Source organism: Cellulomonas sp. NS3, assembly GCF_024757985.1.
Lineage (GTDB): Bacteria > Actinomycetota > Actinomycetes > Actinomycetales > Cellulomonadaceae > Cellulomonas_A.
Genome location: NZ_CP103289.1, coordinates 4,674,490 through 4,697,239, shown reverse-complemented (window position 1 = coordinate 4,697,239; position 22,750 = coordinate 4,674,490). Strand labels below are relative to the sequence as shown.

Sequence of the window (22,750 nt, the reverse complement as noted above, 5' to 3'; positions counted from 1 at the left end):
AGGACCGCAGGATCGGCGCGCCGGGCGAGTAGTGCATGGTCGACGCCGAGTAGTAGTACGCGTCGCCGACGCGGACGATGTCGCCGTCGGCGAAGTCCTGCCAGACGACGGGGTTCGTGAAGGTCCCCGTCGGGGGCGTGGTGGGGGTGGGCGTCCCGCCGCCGACGCGGGCGAGGAGCCACTGCTGGTTGGTCCCGTTCCAGCTGCTGTACTGCACGACGTTCCCCCCGTCTGCCGTGGACGCGCCCTGGACCTCGAGCGCCTTGCCGCTGTGGCGGTTGATCAGCGCGACGTACCCGTCGGTGGTGTCCTGGAGCCGCCACTGCTGGTTCGTGCCGTTCGTGTCGGTCCACTGCACGACCGGGCCGCCGTCGGCCAGCGACCGGCCCGAGACGTCGAGGACCTTGCCGGAGTGCTGGGACCGGATCCGGTAGTACCCGTCGCCCGAGCTCACGAGCTGCCAGCGCTGGTTGACGCCGTCACCGCGGGTCCACTGGGTGATCCGGGCTCCGTCGCTGGTCGCGAAGTCGTACACGTCGAGCGCCTTGCCGCTGTTGCGGTTGACGAGGACGTAGGTCGCGGTCGTGTCCGGCGTCGCGGCGGGGGCGGCCGGCGCTGCGGCGACCGCGACCGCGCCGGAGGCGGCCAGGCTCAGCACGAGGCAGAGAGCCGCCCGCAGCCGGTGCGGGCGGGTGCGGTGCGCGTGGTCCCGGTGCGGGCGGTCCCGGCCGGGCCCCGGCGCTCCTCGGCCCGTCCTGCGTGTCGACGTCGTCGTCGGTCATCGCTCTCTCCTGCTGCGGCTGCGCGGTGCGGATGCGTGCCGCCCGACCGAGCCCTGCCGGTGTGAGCGTTAACATCCGCGAGAACGACACTGTGGCACGGGGACCCCAACCAGCCACGCGTACAAAACGATTCAGGGTGGCCATCGCCCACCCAGGGCATGGCCCCCGGAGCGAGTGCGCGACCCGACCGGCGACCCCGCCCAGGCGGCGCACGCCGATGGGGCCGGAGCAGCGCCCCGACCCCATCGGCCGTACCGGACCGCCGAGCGCGCCGTCCCCGGGGGACGTGCACCCGTCGTAGTGACCGCCGCGCTACGGCAGCGGGTAGTCGTTCACGTAGACCGGGACCCCGATGTGACCCTCCTCGGACGTCGCCGCCTCGCCGATGCCGTTGACGACGTGGTCGATCGTCCCGGCGCTGAGGTTGACGGTCATGATGTGGTGCAGGCGCACGCCGGGGGTCTCGGGGACCTCGAACCCGTTGGTCGTGCGGATCGACGGGTTGTTCTGGTTGAAGACGTACACGCCGCCGCCGTACAGCTGGTGGGTCGTGACGTCGTCGGCGACCTTGTACCCGGCCCAGCCCAGCACGTCGTCGTGCTGCCAGTCGGCCTGCGTGGGCGGGTCGTACGGCAGCTCGTTCTGGTACAGCACCGTGGTGCCGTCCTCGCCGTTCCAGATGGTGTTGTACTCCTGGAAGTGCTCGACGAAGAGCCCCGTCGCGGTCACGTGGTCGCCGTTCACCACGACGCCGTTGCGGCCGGTGTTGGTGTTCCAGCGCTCGGTGTCGCCGCTGAAGCCCTCCGCGCCGTGGTCGGCGCGCCAGACCCACGCGTGGTCGATGAGCACGTGGTCGCTGTTGACCTCGAGCGCGACCTCGGCCTTGCCGACGTGCGGGCCGCCGACGCGCAGGTAGACGTCGCTGAGCGTCGTCGGGTTCTTCGCCTGCTGGTGGCTTCCGTGGTGCCCGCCGCGGCGGTGGTGACCGTAGCCGCGCTCGCTGCCGACGCGGAGCAGCGCCGGGGAGCTGACCGTGCCGGCGTCGATCGACACGCCGGCGATGACGACGCCGGGCACGTCCGCGACCGTGAGCGGCACGGCGCCGCCGACGGCGGTGAGGGTCGCGTGGCCGAGGCCGAGCACCACGGTGTCGGCGCGCTTGACGGTGAGTCCGCGGTCGATCGAGTAGACGCCCGGCGTGAGCAGGAGGTGCTTGCCCCGCGCGAGCTGGCTGTTGATGGTCCGGGCGGAGTCGGACGGCCGGGCCACGTAGAAGTCGCGCAGGGGGATCGTGCGACCCGGCGCGGTGCCGTCGGCCCACGAGACCCCGCGGGTGTCCCGCTGCGCCGACGGGACGCGCACGCTGTACCGCCCGCGTGCGTCGACCACGAGGTACGGCTTCTCCCGGCTCACGGGCGTGGTGTCGAGCGTCGTGTACGGCGGGGTGGGGAAGCCGGCGTCGTCGGGCGCACCCTCGACGCCGGAGAACACCTGGTTCCACACGCCGTTCGACCAGCCGGTCACGCTGCTGTTGCGCGTGAGCCACTGCTGCTGCGAGCCGCTGACGACGAACTCGGTCGACGAGTCGGCGATGTAGCCGCCCGAGCCGTACTGCGGGCCGGCCGTGCAGTAGTCCTGCAGCGACAGGTTGCCGCCGGTCACGGCGACGCGGCGCATCGACACGGCCTGCGAGACGGCCCAGAAGTTCGCCGACGCGCGGCACCCGTCCTGTCCGGCGGCGTCGATCTGCAGCGTGAGGTTGCCCAGCGTGCGCCAGAAGTTGACCAGCGCGAGGCAGTTGCTCGTGCCGCCGTCCTCGAGGCAACGGTTGTAGACCTCGATCTTCCCGTTGATCGTCACGTCCGACGGGGAGGCGCCGAGGCCGGCGACCTCGGTGTAGTAGCCGACCTGCATCTGCAGCGGCTCGGTCTCCGTGCCGTACGTGCCGGGCTCGAACAGCAGCGCGTAGCGCTCCGAGCCCATCTCGTTGTCGACCTGCTGGGCGTGGATCTCGTCGACCGTCGCCTGGATCTCGCTCACCGGCATGCTCGGGTCGAACACGACGACGTTCGGCCCGAGGTCGGTGGTGGAGCCGTGCCGCTCCGGGGGCGCGGCCTGCGCGGCGGCGCCGGTCGACAGGGCGGCGGCCAGGGCGACGACGGTGGTGACCCGTCGTCGGGTGCGGGGCGCGGTGGCGCCGGCGGCGGATGGTGCGCGGAGCGGTGTCATGCGGATCCGGTCCTCCCCTTTGAGGTGGGTTGTCCTGGTGAATCGAGTCACCATGCCGGGCAGCCTAGGGGACGGGCTTACTCACTGGACAGAAACCAGACACGAAAGTGGCGCGGCGGGGGCGCACGTCGGCGGCGGGGGCCCGCGTCACGCGGTTCGCCGGGCGGCCTGCGCGACGACGGCCCGCCGCGCGAACTGCGTCAGGCACGGATCAGCGGTCAGCGGTGGTGCCACCACCCCCACGCCGCGTCCAGGAGCGTGCTGCGCAGCGCGTAGTACGCCGGCTTGCGCTCGAAGTCGCCGGTCATGATCGTCGCGGCGCCCTCGGTGGGGAAGAACACCGGCACCCAGGAGTACCTGTCGGTGAAGCCCCACACGGTGAACGACCGGCAGCCCTCGACGGCGAGGCAGGCCTCGAGAGCCTGGTCGTAGTGCGAGGCCTGCTGCGCGAGCTGCTCGGCCGTCGGCTGCCCGCCCTCCGGCAGGTCCATACGGACGTCGATCTCGGTGACCGCCGTCTGGACCCCCAGGTCGTCGAACCGCTGCAGGTTGGCCCGCAGGTCCGTCGGGAACCCGTAGCGCAGGCTGAGGTGACCCTGCACCGAGAAGCCGTGCACCGGGACGCCCTGCGCCTGCATCTCCTGGATCAGCGCGTGGTACGCGTCGCTCTTGGCGTTCACGCTCTCGACGCCGTAGTCGTTGAAGAACAGCAGCGCCCGGGGGTCCGCCTCGTGCGCCCAGCGGAACGCGTCGAGCACGATCTCCGGGCCGAGCTCGCGGATCCAGATGTTCTCCTCGGAACGGTACGCGCCGTTCTCGTCGAAGATCTCGTTGGCGACGTCCCACTGGTAGACCGCTCCGCGGTACCGGCCGACGACCGTCTGGATGTGGTCCTTGAGGATGGCCCGCAGCTCCTCGGGCGAGAAGTCGCCCTGCTCGAGCCACTCCGGGTTCTGGCTGTGCCACAGCAGCGTGTGGCCGCGCACGCCCTGCCAGTGACGCTGCGCGAACCGCACGATGTCGTCGGCCGGGCCGAAGTTGTAGGTGTCCGGTCCCGGGTGGATGAACTCCCACTTCATCTGGTTCTCCGGCGACACGGAGCTGAACTCCCGCGCCAGGATGCGGCGGTACTCGCGGTCGTTGGGGAACGGGTCGGGGTAGGGCTGGTCGACGTGGTGACCGCCGCCGGCGACGGCCGTGCCGATCCGGAAGTCCCACGGTGCGGCGAGGCGGAGCGGCAGCCGCCAGTCGTGCGGTCCCCAGCGGGACGAGCGGGTGTCCTCGCCGCCCTCGACCTCCGCGGTGGCGGCGGCCGTGCCGGCGCCACCGGCGAGCAGGAGGGGGATCAAGGCGAGGACGAGGAGCGACCTTCTCAGGCCGGAGCGGGACGTGTGGATACGCATGGGTGGTGCCCCCCGGAGCGTCGTTGCTCGGTCCGTCGGTGTTCCGTGACGGCGGCGGATCCACGCTAACCGAGCGCTCTGGCCGCGGTCGAGGGCCCCGATCGCCGTGCGCTGTCGCGGCCGTTGCGCGCCGCTCCTCGGGGTGGTCGCCTTGACGGGTCCCGGAGCCGTCCTTACGGTGTCACCCATTCGGGTTACAGGTTCGTCCCTCGTCGATAACGGTTTCCTACACCGGTGTAGGAGCGCGGGGGACGCGTTCGGGTGCGGCGCCGTGATGCGGCAACGACAGCGACGTGCGGGTGCCCGGTGCCAGGGACGTGGCCGGGACGTGGCGCCACGGAGCTGGTCGCCGCAGCGCCGGACCCCAGCGGGACAGCGAGAGGAATCCGGTATGAGAAGGCTTGCCGCACGACGAGGTGACGATGCACCGCAGGCGGTGCTGGGGGACGGTCGGCGGTGGGCCGCACGGGTCACGGGGGCGGCCACCGCGCTCGTGCTCGCGGCCGTCGGCCTCGCCGGTCCGGCCCAGGGCGCCGTGGCCGACGAGACGTACGACGTCGAGATCCACGTCGCCGGGCGCGGGACGGTCACGGGCGAGGGCAGCTACGAGGCCGGCGAGACGGTCGAGCTCACGGCGACCCCGGCCCGCTCGCGCGTGTGGGGCGGGTGGACGTCCGCCGAGCTCGGCTGGATCGGCGCCCGGGTCGACTCCTTCACCATGCCCGCGGGCGACGTCGTCCTCGACACCACGTTCCGGCGCCAGATGGCGCCGCTCAAGGACGTCTACCGGGACCACTTCGACATGGGCAACATCTGGTCGGGCCCGCAGACGTACGCGCCCGGGTCGCCGAACGAGGCGACGGTCGAGCGGCACTACGACGTCATGACCGCCGAGAACGCCATGAAGCCGGACCAGCTGCTGCCCAACGACAACATCGACCCCGAGACGGGCGACTTCGCCTTCGACTTCGCGGCCGCCGACGCCTTCGTCGACGAGACGCTCGCGCGCGGCATGGACGTCCACGGCCACGTGCTCGTCTGGCACGGGCAGTCCCCGGCCAGGCTCAACAGCGGCCCCACCGGCGGCACCCGCGAGCAGGCCCGCTCCAACATGGAGCGCTACATCGAGCAGGTGCTGACGCACTTCCAGGGCCGGGCGGTCTCCTGGGACGTCGTCAACGAGGCGTTCGTCGACGGGCTCGAGGAGTTCGACCCGCAGACGCAGGACTGGCGCGACTTCCTGCGCGGCGGCCCCAACGGCGGGTCGTCCCTCTGGTACACGGCCTACGCGAACGGCCTCAACGCCTCCGCCGGCGAGAGCCCGGCCGACTTCCTGTACGACGCGTTCGTCTTCGCACGCACCTACGCGCCGGAGGTCCGGCTCGTCTACAACGACTTCAACGTCTTCCAGTCCGAGGGCAAGGCCGAGGCGATCGTCGCGATGGCCAAGGACCTGAACGCGCGGTACGCCGCGAACCACCCCCAGGACCCCCGGCTGCTCGTCGAGACGATCGGGCTCCAGTCGCACAACTACCTCAACCAGACGCCGGCCTTCGCCTGCTCCGACCACACGCGCCTGCCCGGGCTGTCCGACGACGCGGCGGAGGAGTGGCGCCCCGGCGCGTGCTCGGACACCGCCTCGGTCGAGCGGTCCCTGCAGCTCATCATCGAGGCCGGCATGACGGCCGACATCAGCGAGCTCGACCTCCAGGTCTGGGAGGCGTGGAACGGCCAGCCGGAGGGCGAGGACCGGGCGCTCTACCGCGACCTGACCGACCCGACCGTCGCCGACCGCATCTCGCGGGACGAGTTCACGTACTGGGTCGGGAAGATCACCCACCGGGCCGAGCTCGAGGCCATCCAGGCGCAGCGGTTCGCCGAGTACTTCGCCGTCTACAAGGCGTACTCCACGGACATCGACCGCGTCACGTTCTGGGGCCTGACCGACGAGCTCAGCTGGCGGTCGACGCACAACCCGCTGATCCTCAACAGCGACTTCTCCGAGAAGCTCGGGGCGGCCGCGGTCGCCGACCCGGAGCGCTGGCTCGGCGTCCGGAGGCCGATCACCGACGCCTCGGCGCTCACGGAGACCGTCGCCGCGGCCGAGGCGCTGGACCTGCGCGGCCGCACGTACACCGGGACGAGCGTCGCCGAGGTGAAGAAGGCGCTGCGCCGCGCCGAGGCCGTCCTCGTCAGGGGCGGCTCCCAGGCCAAGGTGAACGAGGCGACGTCCGCCCTCGTCGACGCCGTCGCCGCGCTCGAGCTGAGGGAACCGCCGCGACCGAGGTCGTGACGGGAGGCGTCCGCCGGCGAGGGCGGCTCGACGTCAGCACCCGGCCGAGCGCCGGCGGCGTCGGTGCCGCCCTCGCCGACGGGACGGTCCGCCACGTGACGGACCGTCCCGTCGGCGCGTCGCCCGGACGTCCTGGCGCCGCCGCCTGGGCGTCGCCGCCACGCCGCGTGGACGTCCTCGTCGCGCCGACCGGAGGTCACCGTGACGCCGCGCGGACGTCACCGTCCCGTCGCCGGGACGAACCTCGCATAAGGGTCGCGCCGCGATAGGGTCTGCGCGGGCTGGGGGCCGTCCGCAGGGGCGCCGTGCCGCCGTCCCACCGCGGACGACGAGGGATGTGTGCTGGTGCGGAACGTGATGCGCTCGCTGAGCGCTGCTGTGGTGATGCTCGTGCTGGCTCTCGGTGCGGGGATGTCGCCCGCCACCGCGGCGGCGGACCCGACCGCCGACCTCCGGGCGTTCGTCGAGGCCGGGTTCGACGGGACGACGGACGAGGAGTACCGCGCCTGGGCGGAGGTCCTCGCGGCGGGCCCGGGCCTGCACACGCCCGTGGCGGCGCGGCTCGCGCTGGCCGGGACCGACGAGGAGCTCCGGGCCTTCGTCGACGGCGGGCACAAGGACGCGTGGTACGCCGACGAGCGCCTGCGCGTCCTCGCGCTCCTCGAGGGCGCGGGGCCGGTTGTCTACGAGGCCGCGCAGAAGGCCCTGGACAGCGACGACCCCCACGCGCTCTCCGAGCTGCTCGCGACCGGCCTGGACGCGGCACGTGCCGCGGACGACCGGATCGCAGCCGCGCGGATCCTCGGGAGCATCGACGAGAGCACGAGCCCGCTGCTGTACGCCGCGACCCAGAAGGCGCTGAAGGGCACACGCGCCGAGCTGCGCGAGTTCCTCGCGACCGGCCAGCACGCAGCCCGCGCCGCCGACGACCGGCTCGCGGCCGCGCGCATCCTCAAGGGGATCGACCAGGCCACGAGCCCCACGCTGTTCGCAGCGGTGCAGGCGGCCCTGGAGGGGACCGACGCCGAGCTCCGCGAGTTCATCGCCACCGGCCAGCACGCAGCCCGCGCGATCGACGACCGGCTCGCGGCCGCCCGCATCCTCGCCGGGATCACCGAGACCTCCAGCCCGGCCCTCTGGGCGGCGACGCAGGCGGCGCTCGCCGACACGCCCGCCGAGCTGCGGGAGTTCCTGGCGACCGGCCAGCACGTGGCGCGCGAGCTCGACGCGAAGGCGGCGGCCGCAGCGCCTGCCGTACCGGCGCCCGCCGCGCCCGCGCCCGCGGCACCGGCACCGGCCGCGCCGGCCACTGCCCCGCAGGCAGCGGCTCCTCAGGCCACGCGCACCGCGACGCCGCGTCCGCGGGTCGCGGGACGGGACGTCCGCGCGCTCGCCGCGACGGGACCGTCCGAGGTGGTGCCCGTGGTGGCGCTCGCCTCGACCGCGGCGCTCCTCGGCACCGGCCTCGTCCTGCTCGCGCGCCGGCGTCGTCGGGCCTGAGCGGCCCGGACGTCGACTGAGCCCTCACCGGCTCGGGCCGGAGCCGTCGCAGGTTCCGGCCCGAGCGGGCACCGGCGCGGTGCTGCACCGTCCTCGGCTCAGCCGGGCAGACCCTCGGCGACGTAGGCCGCGAGGTTGCCGAGGGTCTGCCGGCCGCCCTCGGCGGCGTGGTACTTCTCGACCGCCTCGTCGCGCAGCTCCACGGTGGGGAAGACCGTCAGCAGCTCGACCCGCGTCGCCGCGCCGTCCGGCGTGAAGGTGAGGACCGACTCGAAGGCGTTCGGGTCGTCCCGGCGCTCGCCGTGGCGGAACGTGATCCGCTCCGGTGCCGTGATCTCGGTCCAGGAGATCCACTCGGGGTAGTCCGTCCCGTCCGGCCCGTGCATGACGAAGTCCCACTCGCCGTCGACCCGGAACTCGAACGCGCGCGTCGTCGTGGTGAACCCGTCCGGCCCCCACCAGCGGGACAGGTGCCGGACCTCGGTGAACGCCTCGAACACCCGCTCGGGTGGCGCGGCGACGACCCGGGAGACGACGACCTCGCGGTCCGCCGTCGGGGACGGCGTGGGCACGGACTCCGTGGTCGCGTGCTCCGCGGACGCGGCCGGCGTGGGTGCCGCCGCCGTCGGGGCTGCGTGTCCTGTCGTGCTCATGGCTGCTCCTCCTCCTGAGGTTCCTGCGCTGCCTGCTCGAGCTCCTGCACGTACGCGTCGAGCCGGTCGAAGCTCTCGTTCCAGAACCGCTCGAACCCGCCGGTCCACGCGTGCACCGGTCGCAGCCCGCGGGCGTCGAGCCCGTACACGCGCTGCTTGCCGACCTTGCGGTCGCGCACGAGCCCGACCTCCCGGAGCACGCGCAGGTGCTTGGACGCACCCGGCTGGGTCAGCCCCAGCTCCTGGGCGAGCTCGGTCACGGCCCGCTCGCCGTCCCGCAGCAGTGCGAGGATCTCGCGGCGCTGCGGCTCGGCGATGGCGTTGAAGACGTCGGACGTCGTCGCTGCGCGGGCCATGCGGCAATCGTATGCCGATATGGGAATGCGTCAAGCATCACCGGCTGGTGGGGCCGTCGTCGTGCGCACGCAGGACGGGGTCAGCGACGTTCAGCAGGCGTGCCGAGCTCAGCGAGCAGCGCGAACCCGGCACGGTCCACCGACGCCGCCGTGGCCGAGACGACGACGACCCCCGTGCCGGCCGCGCGGTCGAGACCGAGCCACGAGCAGAAGCCCCCGGTGCCGCCGTTGTGCCAGGTCACCGCGCGGCCGCGCGCGTCGAGCACGACCCACGCGGCCCCGATCTGCGCGCCGCGCCCCAGGGGTGCCACGGGGTCGAGCGCGCGGGTCCCCGGCGCGCCCGAGCCGTCGAGCAGCGCCGCCGTCAGGCGGGCGGCCGCGTCGAGCGAGGAGCGGATGCCGCCCGCCGGCGCCAGCGCCTCGCCGGTCCACGCCTCCTGGACCCGGCCGCGGCGGCTGCGCCCGAGCAGCGCGCCCGGACGGAGGTCGTCGGGCGTGGCCGGGACGTAGAACGGGTCGAGGCCGAGGGGTTCCGCGACGCGCGTGCGCAGCAGGTCGGCGTACGCGGTGCCCGCAGCGGACGCGACGGCGTGCCCGAGCAGCTCGAAGCCGAGGTTGGAGTACCGCGGCTTCGGGGCGCCCGGCTCGACGGCGCGCACCGCGTCGAGGAGTTCGTCGAGCGTCTCGCCGTACGGGTTGGTGCCGTGCCGCCACAGCGCGACGGTGCTCCGGAGCACCTGCGTGCCCAGCGCGAGGCGCGGCAGCCCGGAACGGTGGGTCGCGAGGTCGGCCAGCCGCACCGCGCCGACCGCCGTCCCGCCGAGCGGCAGGTGGTCGGCGAGCGTCGCGGACGGCGCGACTTCGCCCCGTTCGAGCGCGTCGACGTAGAGCAGCCCGGTCACGCCCTTGGAGACCGACCCGAGCTCGAGGTCCGCGTCGGGGCCGGCACCGAGGAGCGCGGTCGCCCTGCCGCCGGGCGTGACGGTCGCGACGCCGACGACGGGGTGGCGCCTCCCGAGCAGGCGCCGCACGCGCGCGGCGAGGTCGGGGTCGGTGGTCGGTTCCGGGTGGGTCGTCATGCGGTCATCCTCGCGGCGGGGTGCGGCGCCCGGGCCGTGGTTCGCTCTCGGCGTGCACGGGCGGGGCGCGCGCCCGTGAAAAAGCCGTCCGCGGACGACGGGACGCGCTGCTACCGTCCGGGTGGCCGTGCCGGAGGTCGAGGAGGTGGTACCCGTGGATTCAGTGTCGACATGGGTGCTCCCCTGTGGGGTCACGGTCGGGCGGTAGGTCGTCCGGGAGCGCCATCCGCAGCGCACCCCGAGAGGCACGACCATGCGACTCATCTCCGAGCAGCGACTCGACGACGGCGTCCTCGAACGCGAGCTCACCCTCGGCGAGATCCCCGTCACCCTGTGGACGCCCGGCCCCGCGCCGGCCCCGTTGATCCTCATGGCCCACAACAACGGGCTCCCCAAGAACGACGCCCGGCTCGTCGCCCGCGCCCGGTACACGGCGACGGAGCACGGCTACGCGGTGGCGTCGATCGACGCGGCCGGGTGCGGCGACCGGCCCCGCTCACCCGCGGACGAGCAGGCCCGCGCCGACCTGAGCCGGGCTGTCCGGGCCGGCCAGCCGGTCGACGAGCTCCTCGAGGCGCTCGTCGGCCCGCTCGTCGTGGGCGCGGTGCCCGACTGGCGGGCGGCCCTCGACGCCCTCCGCGTGCTGCCCGAGGTCGGCGGCCCGGTGGGGTACTGCGGGTGGGCCGCCCTCGGCATCCGGCTCGCGGTCGTCGAGCCGAGCATCGCGGCTCTCGGCCTGTTCGCCGGCGGCTACGTGCCCCGGGCGCAGCGCGAGGAGGCGCGCCGGGTCGCCGCCCCGCTGCTGCTCCTGCTGCAGTGGGACGACGAGGGCAACCCCCGCGAACGGGCGCTGGACCTGTTCGACGCGTTCGGCAGCTCCGAGAAGACGCTGCACGCCAACCCGGGCGGGCACCTCGGCACGCCCCGGTTCGAGCTCGAGGACACGTGCCGCTTCCTCGACCGGCACCTGCGGGCCGGGCGGTGACCGACGGTCGCGGCGCCCGGGGACCGGCCCGGGCGGTGGCGCGCGCCTGAGCGAGCAGCCGGTCGGCCGGTGACCGCGCTCAGGTCGCCGGCCGGCCGGTCCGAGGCACCGCGTACCGGAGGAAGACGGCGCCGGCGCGGAAGCGGCGCTCCTCGACGAGCTCGAGCCCGACGCGGACGCCCACTGGGAAGACCGGCTTCCCAGCACCGACCGCGACCGGGCAGAGGACGAGCTGGCACTCGTCGACCAGCCCGGCGGCGAGGGCCTGACCGGCGAGGTCGGCGCCGCCGACGGCGACGTCGCTCGCGGCCGAGTCCACGAGCCGCCGCACGTCGGCCGGCTCGAACCGGCGCTCGAGCCGCGTGCGGGCGGTCGTCGGCGCGGGCAGCGTGCGCGAGTGGACGACCTTGTCCGCCGCTCGCCAGATCTGGGCGAAGTCGCGCTCGGGCGCGGGCACGTCGTCGCCGGTGCTCGCGGTCTCCCAGTACGCCATCGTCTCGTACATGCGCCGCCCGTAGAGGTAGGTGCCGACGGGCCGCGCGAGGTCGTTGACGAACGCGTGCACCTCGTCGTCGGGCGCCGCCCAGTCGAACGCGCCCGACGCGTCCTCGACGTACCCGTCGAGCGACGCGACCGCGAGGTAGACCAGCCTGGCCATGCGGTCACCGGCTCCCGGCCGGCGCGGGCTCGTGCCCTGACCCCGAGCCGGGCAGGTCCCGGCGGGCGAGCTGCTCGGCCTGCCACTCGTGGATGCCGACGACCCACTCCCACCCGGCCTGCGCCGACGGGCCGATCCGCGGGTCGTCGGGGTCACGGCCGTCGCGCAGCGCGAGGACGTAGGCGCGGTCGAGCTCGATGCGGGCACGCACCTCCTCGCCCCGGCAGACGGACCCGTGACCGGGGACGACGACGTCGACGTCACCGGCCACGTCCTCGAGCAGCCGCAGCCCCGCGAGGTAGTCCCCGACGGGGTCGGCGACCTCGACGTCGAGCATCGGGACGAAGACGTCGGAGAGCATGTCGCCGGCCACGAGCACGCGGCGGTCCTCGACGAGCAGCGCCGCGTGCCCTGCGGCGTGCCCGCGGTGCTCGAGGACCCGGACCCGCGGGCCGTCCCACGGCAGCTCCGTCGCCCCGACCGGCAGGCCGGTGAGGAGCCCGAACAGGTCCAGCGGCACCTGGCCGTGGATCTCGGGCGGCAGGTGCTCCGCGACACGCGCGAGGGTGCCCGGGTCGGCGAGGAGGTCGCGCATGGTGTCCGCGCCGCGGGCCGTGGCCCAGCGTGGCGCCGGTCCGAGCCGGGGGTGCCAGAGCACGTGGTCCCAGTCGGGGTGCGTCGAGAAGCCCGCGACGACGGGGTCGCCGCGCTGCTCGAGGTCGTCCGCGAGGCAGTCGAGCTCGGCGACCGTGATCCCGGGGTCCACCACCAGCGCACCGTCCCGGCCCCGGACCACGACGGCGTTGCTCTGCACGAACGCGCTCTCGTGGACGAGCACGCCCTCCGCAACCTGGGTCAGCACGGTCGTTCCTCTCGTCGTGGGGTGGGTGGCTGCGGCACGGGCCGAGCCCTCAGGCGCGGACGGCGAGGCTCTGGAGCCAGGCCCGCCACGCGGGTTCCTCGCGCCGCACGTACTCCGCGGCGTCGGCGGAGAACAGGTACGCCCGCACGCCCGCCGTCGTGGGGTGGTCGCCGTGGCCGTCCGCGAAGACGGTGAGCATCCCGGGCACGGGCGCGGTGAGCCGGACCAGCGCCTGCCGCTCGCCGACCCGTGCGACCGTCCCGCTCGTGCCGCGCAGCTCGACCGTCGCACCCTCGGCGACCGGCCCGAGCGCGTCCCGCACCGCCGACCAGACGGTGTCGGGGTCCCCCGGGAGCTCGGCGGTGGCCTCGAGCCGTGTGGCCTGCTGGCCGGGGAAGTGCGTCAGGTACAGCCGCAGGTTGTCGAGGTAGGGCAGCCAGGCCGGGGCGAGCTCGTCCCACCACTCCTGCTCCCAGTCGGCCCCGGTCCCGAAGCCGCTGCTCGTGATGCGCACGACGCACGTGCCGCCCGACCGCGTCTCGACGACGAGCTCGCACGTCAGCGGGCTGAGCGTCTCCGGGTCCGTGCCCATGAGGCCGGCCCAGTCCTCGTCGAACGCGAGGCGGCGCGGCGGCTCCCAGCCGGTGACCTCCGCGTCGGCGCCCATCGCGGCGCCGATCGTGAAGCGCACGGCGCCGCCGACGCGCTCCTCGAGCTCGGTCGGCAGGTACCAGGCGCTCAGCCCCCGCGCGGTGGCGATCGCCTGCCAGACCTGCTCGGGGGTGCCGGGGACCTCGACGCTGAGCTCGAGGCGGTACGGGACGTCCGGGGTCGTGCTCATGGGCGCTCCTCGGGGACGGGGTGGGCGGCGACGACGAGCCGGTGCGGGCGGCCGTCGTCGTGGTGGTACCGCGCGGCCAGGTCGAGCACCGCGGCGGTGAGCTCGTCCGCGAAGGCGGCACGGTCCGCGGCGGACCGGAAGCCGATCCGGGTGTCGATCGTCATCGTCGGCAGGCGCCGGCCCGTCGCACCCGCGCGCCGCGCCAGGGCGCCGACCTCGCGGACGAGCCGGCCCGCGAGCGCGACGAGGTAGCCCGCCGAGAGGTGGTCGGCGTTGGCGTCCGGGTCGGCCGCGGACGCGCTGACGGCCGCGGGCGAGACGACGTACGACGCGGCCGACGCCCGCAGCACGCGCTCGGTGATCCCGCCGTGCCGGCGCTCCTCGGCGAGCTCGACGAGGCCGTGCGCCTCGAGCGCCGTGAGGTGGTAGTGGACCTTCTGGCGCGTGATGCCGACCCGTGCGGCGAGCCCGGCGGCGGACGCCGGGACCGCCAGCTCGCCGAGCAGCCGGGCGCGGACGGGGTCCAGCGCGGCGGCGGCCGCCTCCGGGCTCTCGATGACCTCGATGTCCTGCACGGTCCCACCGTGCTCTTGACAAGAAAGTCTGTCAAGGGCGTCGGCCGCGGGAAGCACGCGAGGGCCGCACGTCCGGAGACGTGCGGCCCTCGTCGTGCGTCGTGCGCTGTCGGCCAGGAGGTCAGAGCGCGGTGCAGGTGACGGACGGGTTGCCGTTGCTGCCCGTCCACGAGCCGTTGAAGCCGAAGCTCGTGCCGGCGCCCGCAGCAAGGCTGCCGTTGTAGCTCTCGTTCCGCACCGTCGTGGTGGACCCGGTGGTCGAGCCGCTCGCGCTCCACACGTTGGTGACGCGCTGGCCGTCGGGCCACGTCAGAGCCACCTGCCAGCCGCGGATCGCCGCGGCACCGGCCGTGACGCGGACCTCGCTGCTGAACCCGCCGGTCCACTCGCCGCGCTTGGTGTACGCGGCGGTGCAGCCGCCCGTGCCCGCGGTGGGCGTCGGCGTCGACGTCGGGGTGACGGTCGGCGTCGGCGTCGCGGTCGGGGTGGGCGTCGGCGTCACGGTGGGCGTGGGCGTCGGCGTCACGGTCGGCGTGGGCGTCGGGGTGCTGCCGTCGCCCCCGAAGGTCACGTCGCTGCACTGGTAGTACGGCTGGTCGAGGTGGCTGGCCTGCCAGATCGTGTAGACGACGTGGTGTCCGCGGCGGTCGCGCGGGATGCTCACGTCGGCGACGTACGGGCTCGTGGTGCCGTACCGGCCCGTGGTCGTGACGAGCTCGAGGTCGGCCCACGTCAGCGGCTCGGTCTTGGCGTCGTAGCCCTGCTTGGTGACGTAGATCTTCAGGTAGTCCGCGCCGTGGTTGGACGGGTCGGTCACGGTGAGCCGGAAGTCGTACGGCTTGGGGGTCGTGCGCCAGGCGCCCGGGGTGTCGGCCGCCGCGTAGATCGGGTTGCCCGCGGAGCAGAGCTTGCCGTCGGGGATCACCTGCTCGTGCCGGCCGGCGACGCCCTCACGGAAGATGCCGTTCCAGTTCCACATGGCGTTCGGGTTCGCCTGCCAGGCGTCCCAGCAGGCGGGGTCCTGCGTCTGCATGGCCGGGTCCGCGTGGTTCGACTTCCAGCGGTCCCAGCAGCCGTAGATGCGCGTGGGCGGGTCGGAGACGGCTCCGTGGGCCGCGGCGGGCCCGGCCAGGACGGCAGACCCGACCACCATCGCGGTGCCGATCGCGAGGGTGCTGACGGCCGCGGCGACGCGGCGGAAAGGTGAGAGGCGTGACATGGTCCCCCTCCGGGACAGGGCTGAGCGAACGTAGGAGCACCATCCGGTCGCGCGGTGGTGGGCGGCAACAGACGAAACGCTTCGGCACCGGCAGCAGTGGCCCGGGGCGCGGCTCACGACCTACCCCGACCCGGGGGCGAGCGCGTCGGGGCTGCCCCCGGTGGCGAGCCCCGTGCTGCGCGAGCTCGGGCTGCCCGACGGCGCTCCGGTTCCTCCTGTGCGCCGACGCGGTCCAGGACCGGGTGGACGCGGTGGACGGCGGGCTGGTGAGCCGCCACGACGACGAGGCGTTCGTCGCCGACCAGCGCGCGACCATGCGCCGCGCGGACCCGCAGGCGCTCGCGGACGGCTGGTGGTGGCCCGGGGTCGTGGACGAGCTCCTGAGCGTGTGACCCGGCACCTCGCCGCCCGGCGACGAGCCGGCGCACGCCGACGCCCCCGCACGATCGGGTGGTGCCGCTCCTCGCCCAGGTGACCGTGCCCCGCTCGGGAGGCCGGCCGCCGGACCCCGACATAGCCTGCCCCGGTGACGCCACCCCCACCGCCCGCCGGGCCGGCCCCGGTCCCGGTCCCGGGCAACGCCGCCCCGCGGCACGCGCGTCCCTCGCGGTGGGCCGGGCGCCTGCGGGCCGTGGCGCTCGCGTCCCTCGCGGTCGTCTGCCTCGGTGCCGGCTCCGTGGGCACGGCCGCGCTCGCCGACCGGGCCGACGAGCCCGTCGCGGCCAGCCCGACGCCTGATCTCGCGGCGGCCGCGCCCACGCGCACGCCGACCTCGACGCCGACCCCCACCCCCACGTGCACCCCCGCGCCGCTCGAGCAGCGGGCCGCGGCGACGCTCGTCGTCGGCCTGCCCGGCGTCCGCTCCGCCACCGACCCGCTCGCGCAGGAGGTCGTCGGCCTCGGCGTCGGCGGCGTCTTCCTGTCCGAGAGCAACGTCCGCACTGCGACCCAGGTGGCGGCGCTGTCGGCCGGGCTGCGCGCCGCCGCGGGCCGCCCGCTGCTCGTCTCGACCGACGAGGAGTCGGGCCGCGTCGCGCTCATGCGGGACGTCGTCGGCGCGGGACCGTCCCCGCGGCGCATGGCCCAGCGCGACGCTCCCGAGGCCGTGCGGGAGCGCGCGGCGGAGACGGGCACGGCGCTCGCGGGCGTGGGCGTCGACCTCGACCTCGCGCCCGTGCTCGACCTCGACGACGGGCCGGCCGGGGGAGTCATCGGTGACCGCTCGTTCAGCGCGGACCCGGCCACCGCCGCCGACTACGGGCTCGCGTACGCCGCAGGGCTCGCCGACGCCGGGGTCACGCCCACCATGAAGCACTTCCCCGGGCACGGACGCTCGACCGTCGACTCGCACGCGCGGTCCTCGCTCGTGACCGCGACCGTCGACGAGCTCGCGGCGACCGACCTGCTGCCGTTCCAGCGCGCGATCGACGCGGGCGCTCCGGTGATCATGCTCAACCACCTGCAGTACGCGGCGCTCGACCCCGACCGGCCGGCGTCCGTGAGCCCGCGCGCGTACGCCTTGTTGCGCGACATGGGGTTCGAGGGCGTCGCGATCACCGACTCCGTGGGCATGGGCGCGGTCAACCTGCGGTGGGACTTCCCGGCGGCCGCCGTCGAGGCCGTCGGCGCCGGGGCGGACGCCGTGCTCACGACCGACGGGCGCCACGCCGTGCGGATGCGCGACGCGCTCGTCGACGCCGTGCGCACCGGCCGCCTCCCCGAGGAGCGGCTCTCGGAGGCGGCGGCGCGGGTCACGGCGCTCGCGGGCGGTGACCCAGTCGCGATGTCCTGCCTCGACGTGACGCTGCCGACGCTCGCGCCGCCGGTCGCCCTCCCGACCCCGACCCCGTGACGGTCAGCCGGACGCGGGAGCCGTGGGCAGGCGCACCGCGACGCGCAGCCCGCCCGCAGCGCGCGGCGTGAGCGTGAGGCCGCCGCCGTGCGCGCGGGCGATGCTCGCCACGATCGCCAGCCCCAGCCCGACGCCCGCGTCGTCGGCGCGGACGCGCCCGGTGCCCCTCCGGAACGGTTCGGCGAGCGTCGCGACGAGCTCGGGGGCGAGCCGCTCCCCGGTGCTCTCGACCGTGAGCGTGGTCCACCCCGGGCGCGCGGCGGTGCGGACGGCGACGGTGCCGCCCCGCGGGAGGTTGTGGACGATCGCGTTGTGGACGAGGTTCGTCACGAGCTGCAGCAGGAGCGGCGGGGACCCGACGGTGGGCGCGACGTCACCGGTCGTCTCGAGCGTCGTCCCGCGCTCCTCCGCGAGCGGCAGGAGCGTCTCGGCGGCCTGCTCCGCCAGCAGGGAGAGGTCGACGCGCTCGCGGGCGAACGACCGCTGGTCGGCCCGGCTGAGCAGGAGCAGCGCCTCGGTGAGGTCGATCGCGCGCGCGTTGACGGCCCGGAGCCGCTCCAGGAGCTCGGCGGTGTCGGCGCCGGGGTCGTCGCGGGCCACCTCGAGGAGCGTCTTCGAGATCGCGAGCGGGGTGCGCAGCTCGTGGGAGGCGTTGGCGGCGAACCGCCGCTGCTCGGCGACCCGCGCCTCGACCTGCTCGAGCATCGCGTCGAACGCGTCGGCGAGCTCGCGGAGCTCGTCGGCCCGTCCCTCGAGCGCGATCCGGTGGGACAGCGAGCCGGTCGCGGCGAGGCGGGTCGCGGCGGTGATGCGGGCCAGCGGGGCGAGCATCCGGCCGGCGAGCAGCCACCCGCCCACGAGCCCGAGCAGCAGCAGGAACGCGAGCACGACGGCGGCGGCCGGCAGGAACTCGCGCAGCAGCATGGGGTGCGAGGGTGCGAAGCCGCCGAGCGCCCGGAACGTGGGCACCCGGAGGAACAGCCAGACCAGCGTCAGCAGCACGGCCCCCGCGAGCACGAGGAAGCCGGCGTAGCTCAGGGTGAGCTGGAGGCGGACGCTCAGGCCCGGCGCCCTATCCATCGTGCCGACCGGTCCGGGGCGGTGGGGGCACGGCGGGGGAGTCGTCGATCCGGTACCCGACCCCGGGCACGGTCGCGATGAGCCACGGCTCGCCCAGCCGCTTGCGCAGCGCCGAGACGGTGATGCGCACGGCGTTGGTGAACGGGTCGGCGTTCTCGTCCCAGGCCCGCTCGAGGAGCTCCTCGGCACTGATCACGCCACCCTCGGCCGCGACGAGGACGTCGAGCACGGCGAACTGCTTGCGGGTCAGGGCGACGTAGCGGCCGTCGCGGTAGACCTCGCGGCGGAACGGGTCGACGCGCAGGCCGGCGAGCTCGCGCACGGGCGGTCGGTGGTGCGCGCGCCGGCGGTCGAGCGCGCGGAGCCGGAGCACGAGCTCGCGCAGCTCGAACGGCTTGGTGAGGTAGTCGTCTGCGCCGAGCTCGAAGCCGGACGCCTTGTCGTCGAGCCGGTCGGCGGCGGTGAGCATGAGGATCGGCAGGCCGCTCCCGGAGGCGACGACGTGCGCGGCGACCTCGTCGCCGGACGGCCCGGGGATGTCGCGGTCGAGGACGAGGACGTCGTAGGAGCTGACGCTCAGCAGGTGCAGCGCGGTGTCGCCGTCGCCGGCGACGTCCGCCGCGATCGCCTCGAGGCGCAGGCCGTCGCGCACCGCCTCGGCCAGGTAGGGCTCGTCCTCGACGATCAGCACACGCACCTCTCGATGCTACGAGCGGCCGGGTATCGCGGGCGTATGCAGATCCGCGAACGCCCGGGCAACGCGCGACCGGGTCGGCTGGTGCTCCCACCGGACCACCCACGACGAACGGACGCCCACCACCCCATGACGACCGCGACCCCATGACGACCACGACCTCGCAGGCCGGCCACGACGGCACGGCCGCACCGCCCCGGCCGGCGCACGTCGCGCTGGTCGCGCTGTTCCTCGTCTACCTCGTGCTGCTCGGCTGGACGGTGCTGTGGAAGCTCGAGGTCCCGTGGGTCGGGGACGACGCCGTGCGCGTGCTCAAGCTCGTCCCGTTCGTCGCCACGGCCGACGCCGGCCCGAGCGAGCTCCCCGAGGTCGTGCTCAACGCGCTGATCTTCCTGCCCCTCGGCGTCTACCTCGGGCTGCTCGCGCCGGCGTGGCGGTGGTGGCAGGTCGCGGGCGTCGTCGCCGCGACGAGCGTGGGGCTGGAGGTCGCGCAGTACGCGCTGGCCGTCGGGAGCGCCGACGCGACGGACCTGGTCGTCAACACCGCCGGCGGCCTGGCCGGGCTGGGCGTGCTGGCGCGCGCGCGGCGCCGGCTCGGGGCGAGGACCCCGGCCGTCCTCGTGCGGGTGTGCGCTGCCGGGACGGTGCTCGCGCTGCTCGCGGGCGCGGCGGTCATCGGCTCCCCGATGCGCTTCGGCCCGCCGTCGGACGGCGAGCTGCCCCCGCGCGCCCACGACGGCAGCGAGCCGTCGTGGGTCACAGGGTCGTCGACGCCGCGGGCGTGACGGCGGAGTCCGGGGCGGGTCCGCGCCGACGAGGGCCGCGTGGCGTGGGGGTCCGACCCGGACTTCGCCGCCGAGCGCCGACCCGACGGGTCGTGGCAGGTGAGCCGGCACGAGCGCGGCTCGGTCCGGCCGTACGCCGAGGTGCCCGACGAGGACGGGCTCGTCCTCCTCCTGCTCGAGCACCACCGCGCGCACCCGTTCCCGCTGGCGCACCGCACGGACACCGTGCCGGTCGAGCGGCTGGTCGGGTCGGCGACCTCGGGGACGGAGAGCTGAGCACGGCACCGCCGCCTGCCGTACCTCGTGAGCTGGACGGAGACGGTGGAGCACGCGCGGCGCGGCTCCGGGGACCGCGCGTAGGTCAGCCGGTCAGCACACCTCGGGCGGCCCCGCGGGGACGGTCGAGGGCGCGGGGAGCCGGTCGGCGGGCACCCGCTCGATCCGGGTCCAGCCGCTCCAGCCGCGCTCGCGCAGGATCTCGACGAGCCGCCGGGCGGCCGGCGCGGCCGCGAGCATGGTCGTGTCGAGCAGGTCGACGAACTGGTCGTCGAACTCGTCGGTCCCGACGTTGCCCGCCGCGACGGCGCGGATCATCAGGCGCTCGAGGACGTCCGCGACCTCGACGACGCGCGGGTCGTCCGCGGACCAGTCCAGTGCACCCCCGATCAGCTGGTAGAACCGCACCATGTCGGGGTCGTCGAGCTCCGTGTGCTTCTGGGCGATGATCGCGTCGATCTGGTCGGGCACCTGCGCGGCGACCATGATCCAGCTGTCGCGCTCCATCTCGATGTACGCCTCGTCGACGCCGAGGGCACGCACCCGGTCCAGGTAGTCGACGACGCACTGCGGCAGCGCGAGGTGGTCCCCGGCGGCGAGCCTCGCGAGCCGCCGCCGGGTCGCCTGCACCCGCCGGACCTCGGCCTGCAGCCCCCGGTCGATCGCCCGGACCCCCGCCGCGAACTCGTCCGGCCCCGCGTCGAGCAGCTCCCGCACCCGGGCCAGGGGCACGCCCGAGTCCGCCAGGGTGTGGATCCGGATGAGCCGGACGACGGCGGCCGCGTCGTACGTCCGGTAGCCGGACCTGTCCCGCCCGGGCTCGGGGAGCAGCCCGATCTGGTGGTAGTGGCGCACCGCCCGGACGGTGACCCCGGCGTACGCCGCGAGCTGGCTGATCGTGAGCACGGGTCCCAGGCTCCCTCAGGCGGTCTTCCGGCGGTAGACCGCCATGGCGCCGACGTACGCGACCACGAGGATCCCGACGCACCACCCGAGCGCGACCCAGATCTCCGTCCCGACCGGCTGCTGCGCGAGCAGGGCGCGGATGGTGTCGACGATCGACGTCACGGGCTGGTTCTCCGCGAACCACCGCACCGGACCGGGCATCGACGCGGTCGGCACGAACGCCGAGCTGACGAACGGCAGGAAGATCAGCGGGTAGGAGAACGCGCTCGCGCCCTCGACCGACGACGCGGTGAGGCCGGCGATCACGGCGACCCACGTGAGGGCGAGCGTGAGCACGAGCAGGATGCCGAGCACCGCGAGCCACGCGAGGACCCCCGCTCCCGAGCGGAACCCGATGAGCACCGCGACGGCGACGACGAGGACGAGCGAGATCAGGTTCGCGACGAGCGACGTCAGGACGTGCGCCCACAGGGCGCCGGACCGGGCGATGGGCATGGACTGGAACCGCTCGAACATCCCGCTCTCCAGGTCGGAGAACAGCCGGAACGCGGTGTACGCGACGCCCGACGCGATCGTGACGAGCAGGATGCCCGGGAGCAGGTACGTGACGTACGAGCCGGAGCCGGTGTCGATCGCCCCGCCGAGCACGTAGACGAACAGCAGCAGCATCGCGATCGGCGTGACCGCCGTCGTGACGATCGTGTCGACGCTGCGCGTGACGTGCCGCAGCGTGCGTCCGGTGAGGACGGCGGTGTCGGCCAGGGCGTGGGTGGTGGTCATCGTCAGCTCCGGGGGGTCGTGTCGGTCGTGCCGGTGGTGTGCGGGGCGCCGTCGGGCGCAGAGCCGGGGCGCGTGGTGCCGCCGTGCGCGGCGCCGTTCCCGACGACCGCGAGGAAGACCTCCTCGAGCGTCGGCTGCTTCTCGACGTACTCGACGCGGGCCGGCGGCAGGAGCCGCTTGAGCTCGGCGAGGGTGCCGTCCGCGATGATCCGGCCCTCGTGCAGGATCGCGATGCGGTCGGCGAGCTGCTCGGCCTCCTCGAGGTACTGCGTCGTGAGCAGCACCGTGGTGCCGCCCTCGGCCAGCCGGCGGACCGACTGCCAGACCTCGACGCGCGCCTCGGGGTCGAGTCCCGTCGTCGGCTCGTCGAGGAAGATCACCGGCGGGTCGCCGATGAGGCTCATCGCGATGTCCAGGCGCCGGCGCATGCCCCCGGAGTAGGTGGACACCCGCCGGGCGCCCGCCTCGGTGAGGCCGAACTGCGCGAGGAGCGAGTCCGCGACGGCCCCCGGCTCGGCCAGGTGCCGCAGCCGCGCGACGAGCACGAGGTTCTCGCGCCCGCTGAGGATCCCGTCGACGGCCGCGAACTGGCCGGTCAGGCTGAACGACTCCCGCACGTGCGCCGCCTGCGTCGCGACGTCGGACCCGTGCACCGTGGCCGTCCCCGCGTCGGCGCGCAGGAGCGTCGCGAGGATCCGCACGAGGGTCGTCTTGCCGGCCCCGTTCGATCCCAGCAGGGCGACGATGCTGCCGCGCGCGACCTCGAGGTCGACGCCGCGCAGCACCTCGAGGTCGCCGTACGACTTGTGCAGGCCGCGCACCCGGATCGCCGGACCGTCGACGGCCCGGGTGGTCGTCAGCCGCCCTCCGCCCTCCGCGTCCGTCCGCTCGACCGCGTGGACCAACCGCTGGCGTTCGATGGGCATCGCCATCCTCCGCTCC

The 22,750-nt window shown here is 74.7% G+C and carries 22 protein-coding genes and 1 pseudogene; 7 read left to right on the top strand and 16 right to left on the bottom strand.

The genetic code is table 11. The features are described from left to right. Positions 1-16 precede the first annotated feature (16 nt). The 3 genes and pseudogenes from NXY84_RS21375 to NXY84_RS21365 form a co-directional block, all read right to left on the bottom strand. Positions 17-535, bottom strand: a pseudogene (locus NXY84_RS21375) (RICIN domain-containing protein); the annotation flags it as partial. A gap of 559 nt (positions 536-1,094) precedes the next feature. Next, on the bottom strand, positions 1,095-3,011 hold the full coding sequence (locus NXY84_RS21370) for an adenylyl cyclase (protein ID WP_258725047.1): 1,917 nt from the start codon (positions 3,009-3,011) through the stop codon (positions 1,095-1,097). Between the two features lie 218 nt (positions 3,012-3,229). Next, positions 3,230-4,414, bottom strand: coding sequence for an endo-1,4-beta-xylanase (locus tag NXY84_RS21365; RefSeq protein ID WP_258725046.1), 1,185 nt, complete (start codon positions 4,412-4,414; stop codon positions 3,230-3,232). A gap of 436 nt (positions 4,415-4,850) precedes the next feature. Here NXY84_RS21365 and NXY84_RS21360 point away from each other — a divergent pair, with 436 nt between their 5' ends. Together NXY84_RS21360 and NXY84_RS21355 are read left to right on the top strand one after the other, a co-directional pair. Beyond that, entirely contained in the window at positions 4,851-6,707 is a 1,857-nt protein-coding gene (locus tag NXY84_RS21360; RefSeq protein WP_258725045.1) for an endo-1,4-beta-xylanase, read from the top strand. 339 nt (positions 6,708-7,046) lie between these two features. Further along, positions 7,047-8,207 (top strand): ALF repeat-containing protein, encoded by a 1,161-nt coding sequence (locus tag NXY84_RS21355; RefSeq protein WP_258725044.1) that lies wholly within the window; start codon positions 7,047-7,049, stop codon positions 8,205-8,207. Positions 8,208-8,305: 98 nt separating this feature from the next. On the opposite strand, the gene NXY84_RS21350 is transcribed toward NXY84_RS21355, so the two are convergent. The 3 genes from NXY84_RS21350 to NXY84_RS21340 form a co-directional block, all read right to left on the bottom strand. Next, positions 8,306-8,860 carry an SRPBCC family protein gene (locus tag NXY84_RS21350; RefSeq protein ID WP_258725043.1) on the bottom strand — a complete coding sequence of 185 codons (555 nt, stop codon included), beginning with the start codon at positions 8,858-8,860 and terminating at the stop codon, positions 8,306-8,308. Continuing rightward, positions 8,857-9,216 (bottom strand): ArsR/SmtB family transcription factor, encoded by a 360-nt coding sequence (locus tag NXY84_RS21345; RefSeq protein WP_258725042.1) that lies wholly within the window; start codon positions 9,214-9,216, stop codon positions 8,857-8,859. The genes NXY84_RS21350 and NXY84_RS21345 overlap by 4 nt, the downstream gene beginning before the upstream one ends. Before the next feature lie 80 nt (positions 9,217-9,296). Beyond that, entirely contained in the window at positions 9,297-10,295 is a 999-nt protein-coding gene (locus NXY84_RS21340; RefSeq protein ID WP_258725041.1) for a serine hydrolase domain-containing protein, read from the bottom strand. Between the two features lie 253 nt (positions 10,296-10,548). On the opposite strand from NXY84_RS21340, the gene NXY84_RS21335 reads away from it, so the two are divergent. Beyond that, the gene (locus NXY84_RS21335; protein WP_258725040.1) at positions 10,549-11,280 is read left to right on the top strand and encodes a dienelactone hydrolase family protein; all 732 of its coding nucleotides are present in this window, start codon (positions 10,549-10,551) and stop codon (positions 11,278-11,280) included. Positions 11,281-11,359: 79 nt separating this feature from the next. On the opposite strand, the gene NXY84_RS21330 is transcribed toward NXY84_RS21335, so the two are convergent. The 5 genes from NXY84_RS21330 to NXY84_RS21310 all read right to left on the bottom strand — a co-directional run bounded on the left by NXY84_RS21330 (position 11,360) and on the right by NXY84_RS21310 (position 15,435). Beyond that, entirely contained in the window at positions 11,360-11,938 is a 579-nt protein-coding gene (locus NXY84_RS21330; RefSeq protein ID WP_258725039.1) for a dihydrofolate reductase family protein, read from the bottom strand. A gap of 4 nt (positions 11,939-11,942) precedes the next feature. Next, positions 11,943-12,800 carry an MBL fold metallo-hydrolase gene (locus tag NXY84_RS21325; RefSeq protein WP_258725038.1) on the bottom strand — a complete coding sequence of 286 codons (858 nt, stop codon included), beginning with the start codon at positions 12,798-12,800 and terminating at the stop codon, positions 11,943-11,945. Between the two features lie 49 nt (positions 12,801-12,849). Further along, positions 12,850-13,641 (bottom strand): SRPBCC family protein, encoded by a 792-nt coding sequence (locus tag NXY84_RS21320; protein ID WP_258725037.1) that lies wholly within the window; start codon positions 13,639-13,641, stop codon positions 12,850-12,852. Further along, complete coding sequence (locus NXY84_RS21315; RefSeq protein ID WP_258725036.1) at positions 13,638-14,216, bottom strand: winged helix-turn-helix domain-containing protein; 579 nt, start codon at positions 14,214-14,216, stop codon at positions 13,638-13,640. Before NXY84_RS21315 ends, NXY84_RS21320 begins: the two co-directional genes overlap by 4 nt. Before the next feature lie 121 nt (positions 14,217-14,337). Next, on the bottom strand, positions 14,338-15,435 hold the full coding sequence (locus tag NXY84_RS21310) for a lytic polysaccharide monooxygenase (protein WP_258725035.1): 1,098 nt from the start codon (positions 15,433-15,435) through the stop codon (positions 14,338-14,340). 266 nt (positions 15,436-15,701) lie between these two features. Here NXY84_RS21310 and NXY84_RS21305 point away from each other — a divergent pair, with 266 nt between their 5' ends. Further along, positions 15,702-15,827: a hypothetical protein gene (locus tag NXY84_RS21305; protein WP_258725034.1), complete on the top strand. Its 126-nt coding sequence runs from the start codon at positions 15,702-15,704 to the stop codon at positions 15,825-15,827. Positions 15,828-15,961: 134 nt separating this feature from the next. After that, positions 15,962-17,287 (top strand): glycoside hydrolase family 3 N-terminal domain-containing protein, encoded by a 1,326-nt coding sequence (locus tag NXY84_RS21300; protein ID WP_258725033.1) that lies wholly within the window; start codon positions 15,962-15,964, stop codon positions 17,285-17,287. A 3-nt stretch (positions 17,288-17,290) separates the two neighbouring features. Here the strand turns inward: NXY84_RS21300 and NXY84_RS21295 are convergent, their stop codons facing one another. Both NXY84_RS21295 and NXY84_RS21290 read right to left on the bottom strand, forming a co-directional pair. Beyond that, entirely contained in the window at positions 17,291-18,367 is a 1,077-nt protein-coding gene (locus NXY84_RS21295) for a sensor histidine kinase (protein WP_258725032.1), read from the bottom strand. Next, positions 18,360-19,064: a response regulator transcription factor gene (locus NXY84_RS21290; RefSeq protein ID WP_258725031.1), complete on the bottom strand. Its 705-nt coding sequence runs from the start codon at positions 19,062-19,064 to the stop codon at positions 18,360-18,362. The genes NXY84_RS21295 and NXY84_RS21290 overlap by 8 nt, the downstream gene beginning before the upstream one ends. Before the next feature lie 143 nt (positions 19,065-19,207). Between NXY84_RS21290 and NXY84_RS21285 the strand changes: the two genes are divergently transcribed. Together NXY84_RS21285 and NXY84_RS21280 are read left to right on the top strand one after the other, a co-directional pair. Beyond that, positions 19,208-19,846, top strand: a complete 639-nt coding sequence (locus NXY84_RS21285; protein WP_258725030.1) for a VanZ family protein — start codon at positions 19,208-19,210, stop codon at positions 19,844-19,846. A gap of 39 nt (positions 19,847-19,885) precedes the next feature. Further along, positions 19,886-20,122 (top strand): hypothetical protein, encoded by a 237-nt coding sequence (locus NXY84_RS21280; protein ID WP_258725029.1) that lies wholly within the window; start codon positions 19,886-19,888, stop codon positions 20,120-20,122. A 93-nt stretch (positions 20,123-20,215) separates the two neighbouring features. Here the strand turns inward: NXY84_RS21280 and NXY84_RS21275 are convergent, their stop codons facing one another. Genes NXY84_RS21275 through NXY84_RS21265 form a run of 3 tightly spaced genes read right to left on the bottom strand, consistent with a single transcriptional unit; the run spans position 20,216 to position 22,740 of the window. Further along, the gene (locus tag NXY84_RS21275) at positions 20,216-21,028 is read right to left on the bottom strand and encodes a MerR family transcriptional regulator (protein WP_258725028.1); all 813 of its coding nucleotides are present in this window, start codon (positions 21,026-21,028) and stop codon (positions 20,216-20,218) included. A gap of 15 nt (positions 21,029-21,043) precedes the next feature. After that, positions 21,044-21,808, bottom strand: a complete 765-nt coding sequence (locus NXY84_RS21270; RefSeq protein ID WP_258725027.1) for an ABC transporter permease — start codon at positions 21,806-21,808, stop codon at positions 21,044-21,046. Between the two features lie 2 nt (positions 21,809-21,810). Further along, positions 21,811-22,740: an ABC transporter ATP-binding protein gene (locus NXY84_RS21265; protein WP_396126351.1), complete on the bottom strand. Its 930-nt coding sequence runs from the start codon at positions 22,738-22,740 to the stop codon at positions 21,811-21,813. Between the last annotated feature and the right edge of the window lie 10 nt (positions 22,741-22,750).

Excerpts from the sequence above, each read along its gene's own strand:
- NXY84_RS21270 (WP_258725027.1), bottom strand. The coding sequence starts at position 21,808 with ATGACCACCACCCACGCCCTGGCCGACACCGCCGTCCTCACCGGACGC.
- NXY84_RS21365 (WP_258725046.1), bottom strand. The coding sequence starts at position 4,414 with ATGCGTATCCACACGTCCCGCTCCGGCCTGAGAAGGTCGCTCCTCGTC.
- NXY84_RS21310 (WP_258725035.1), bottom strand. The coding sequence starts at position 15,435 with ATGTCACGCCTCTCACCTTTCCGCCGCGTCGCCGCGGCCGTCAGCACC.
- NXY84_RS21340 (WP_258725041.1), bottom strand. The coding sequence starts at position 10,295 with ATGACGACCCACCCGGAACCGACCACCGACCCCGACCTCGCCGCGCGC.
- NXY84_RS21345 (WP_258725042.1), bottom strand. The coding sequence starts at position 9,216 with ATGGCCCGCGCAGCGACGACGTCCGACGTCTTCAACGCCATCGCCGAG.
- NXY84_RS21330 (WP_258725039.1), bottom strand. The coding sequence starts at position 11,938 with ATGGCCAGGCTGGTCTACCTCGCGGTCGCGTCGCTCGACGGGTACGTC.
- NXY84_RS21335 (WP_258725040.1), top strand. The coding sequence starts at position 10,549 with ATGCGACTCATCTCCGAGCAGCGACTCGACGACGGCGTCCTCGAACGC.
- NXY84_RS21295 (WP_258725032.1), bottom strand. The coding sequence starts at position 18,367 with ATGGATAGGGCGCCGGGCCTGAGCGTCCGCCTCCAGCTCACCCTGAGC.
- NXY84_RS21265 (WP_396126351.1), bottom strand. The coding sequence starts at position 22,740 with ATGGCGATGCCCATCGAACGCCAGCGGTTGGTCCACGCGGTCGAGCGG.
- NXY84_RS21370 (WP_258725047.1), bottom strand. The coding sequence starts at position 3,011 with ATGACACCGCTCCGCGCACCATCCGCCGCCGGCGCCACCGCGCCCCGC.
- NXY84_RS21285 (WP_258725030.1), top strand. The coding sequence starts at position 19,208 with ATGACGACCACGACCTCGCAGGCCGGCCACGACGGCACGGCCGCACCG.
- NXY84_RS21320 (WP_258725037.1), bottom strand. The coding sequence starts at position 13,641 with ATGAGCACGACCCCGGACGTCCCGTACCGCCTCGAGCTCAGCGTCGAG.
- NXY84_RS21350 (WP_258725043.1), bottom strand. The coding sequence starts at position 8,860 with ATGAGCACGACAGGACACGCAGCCCCGACGGCGGCGGCACCCACGCCG.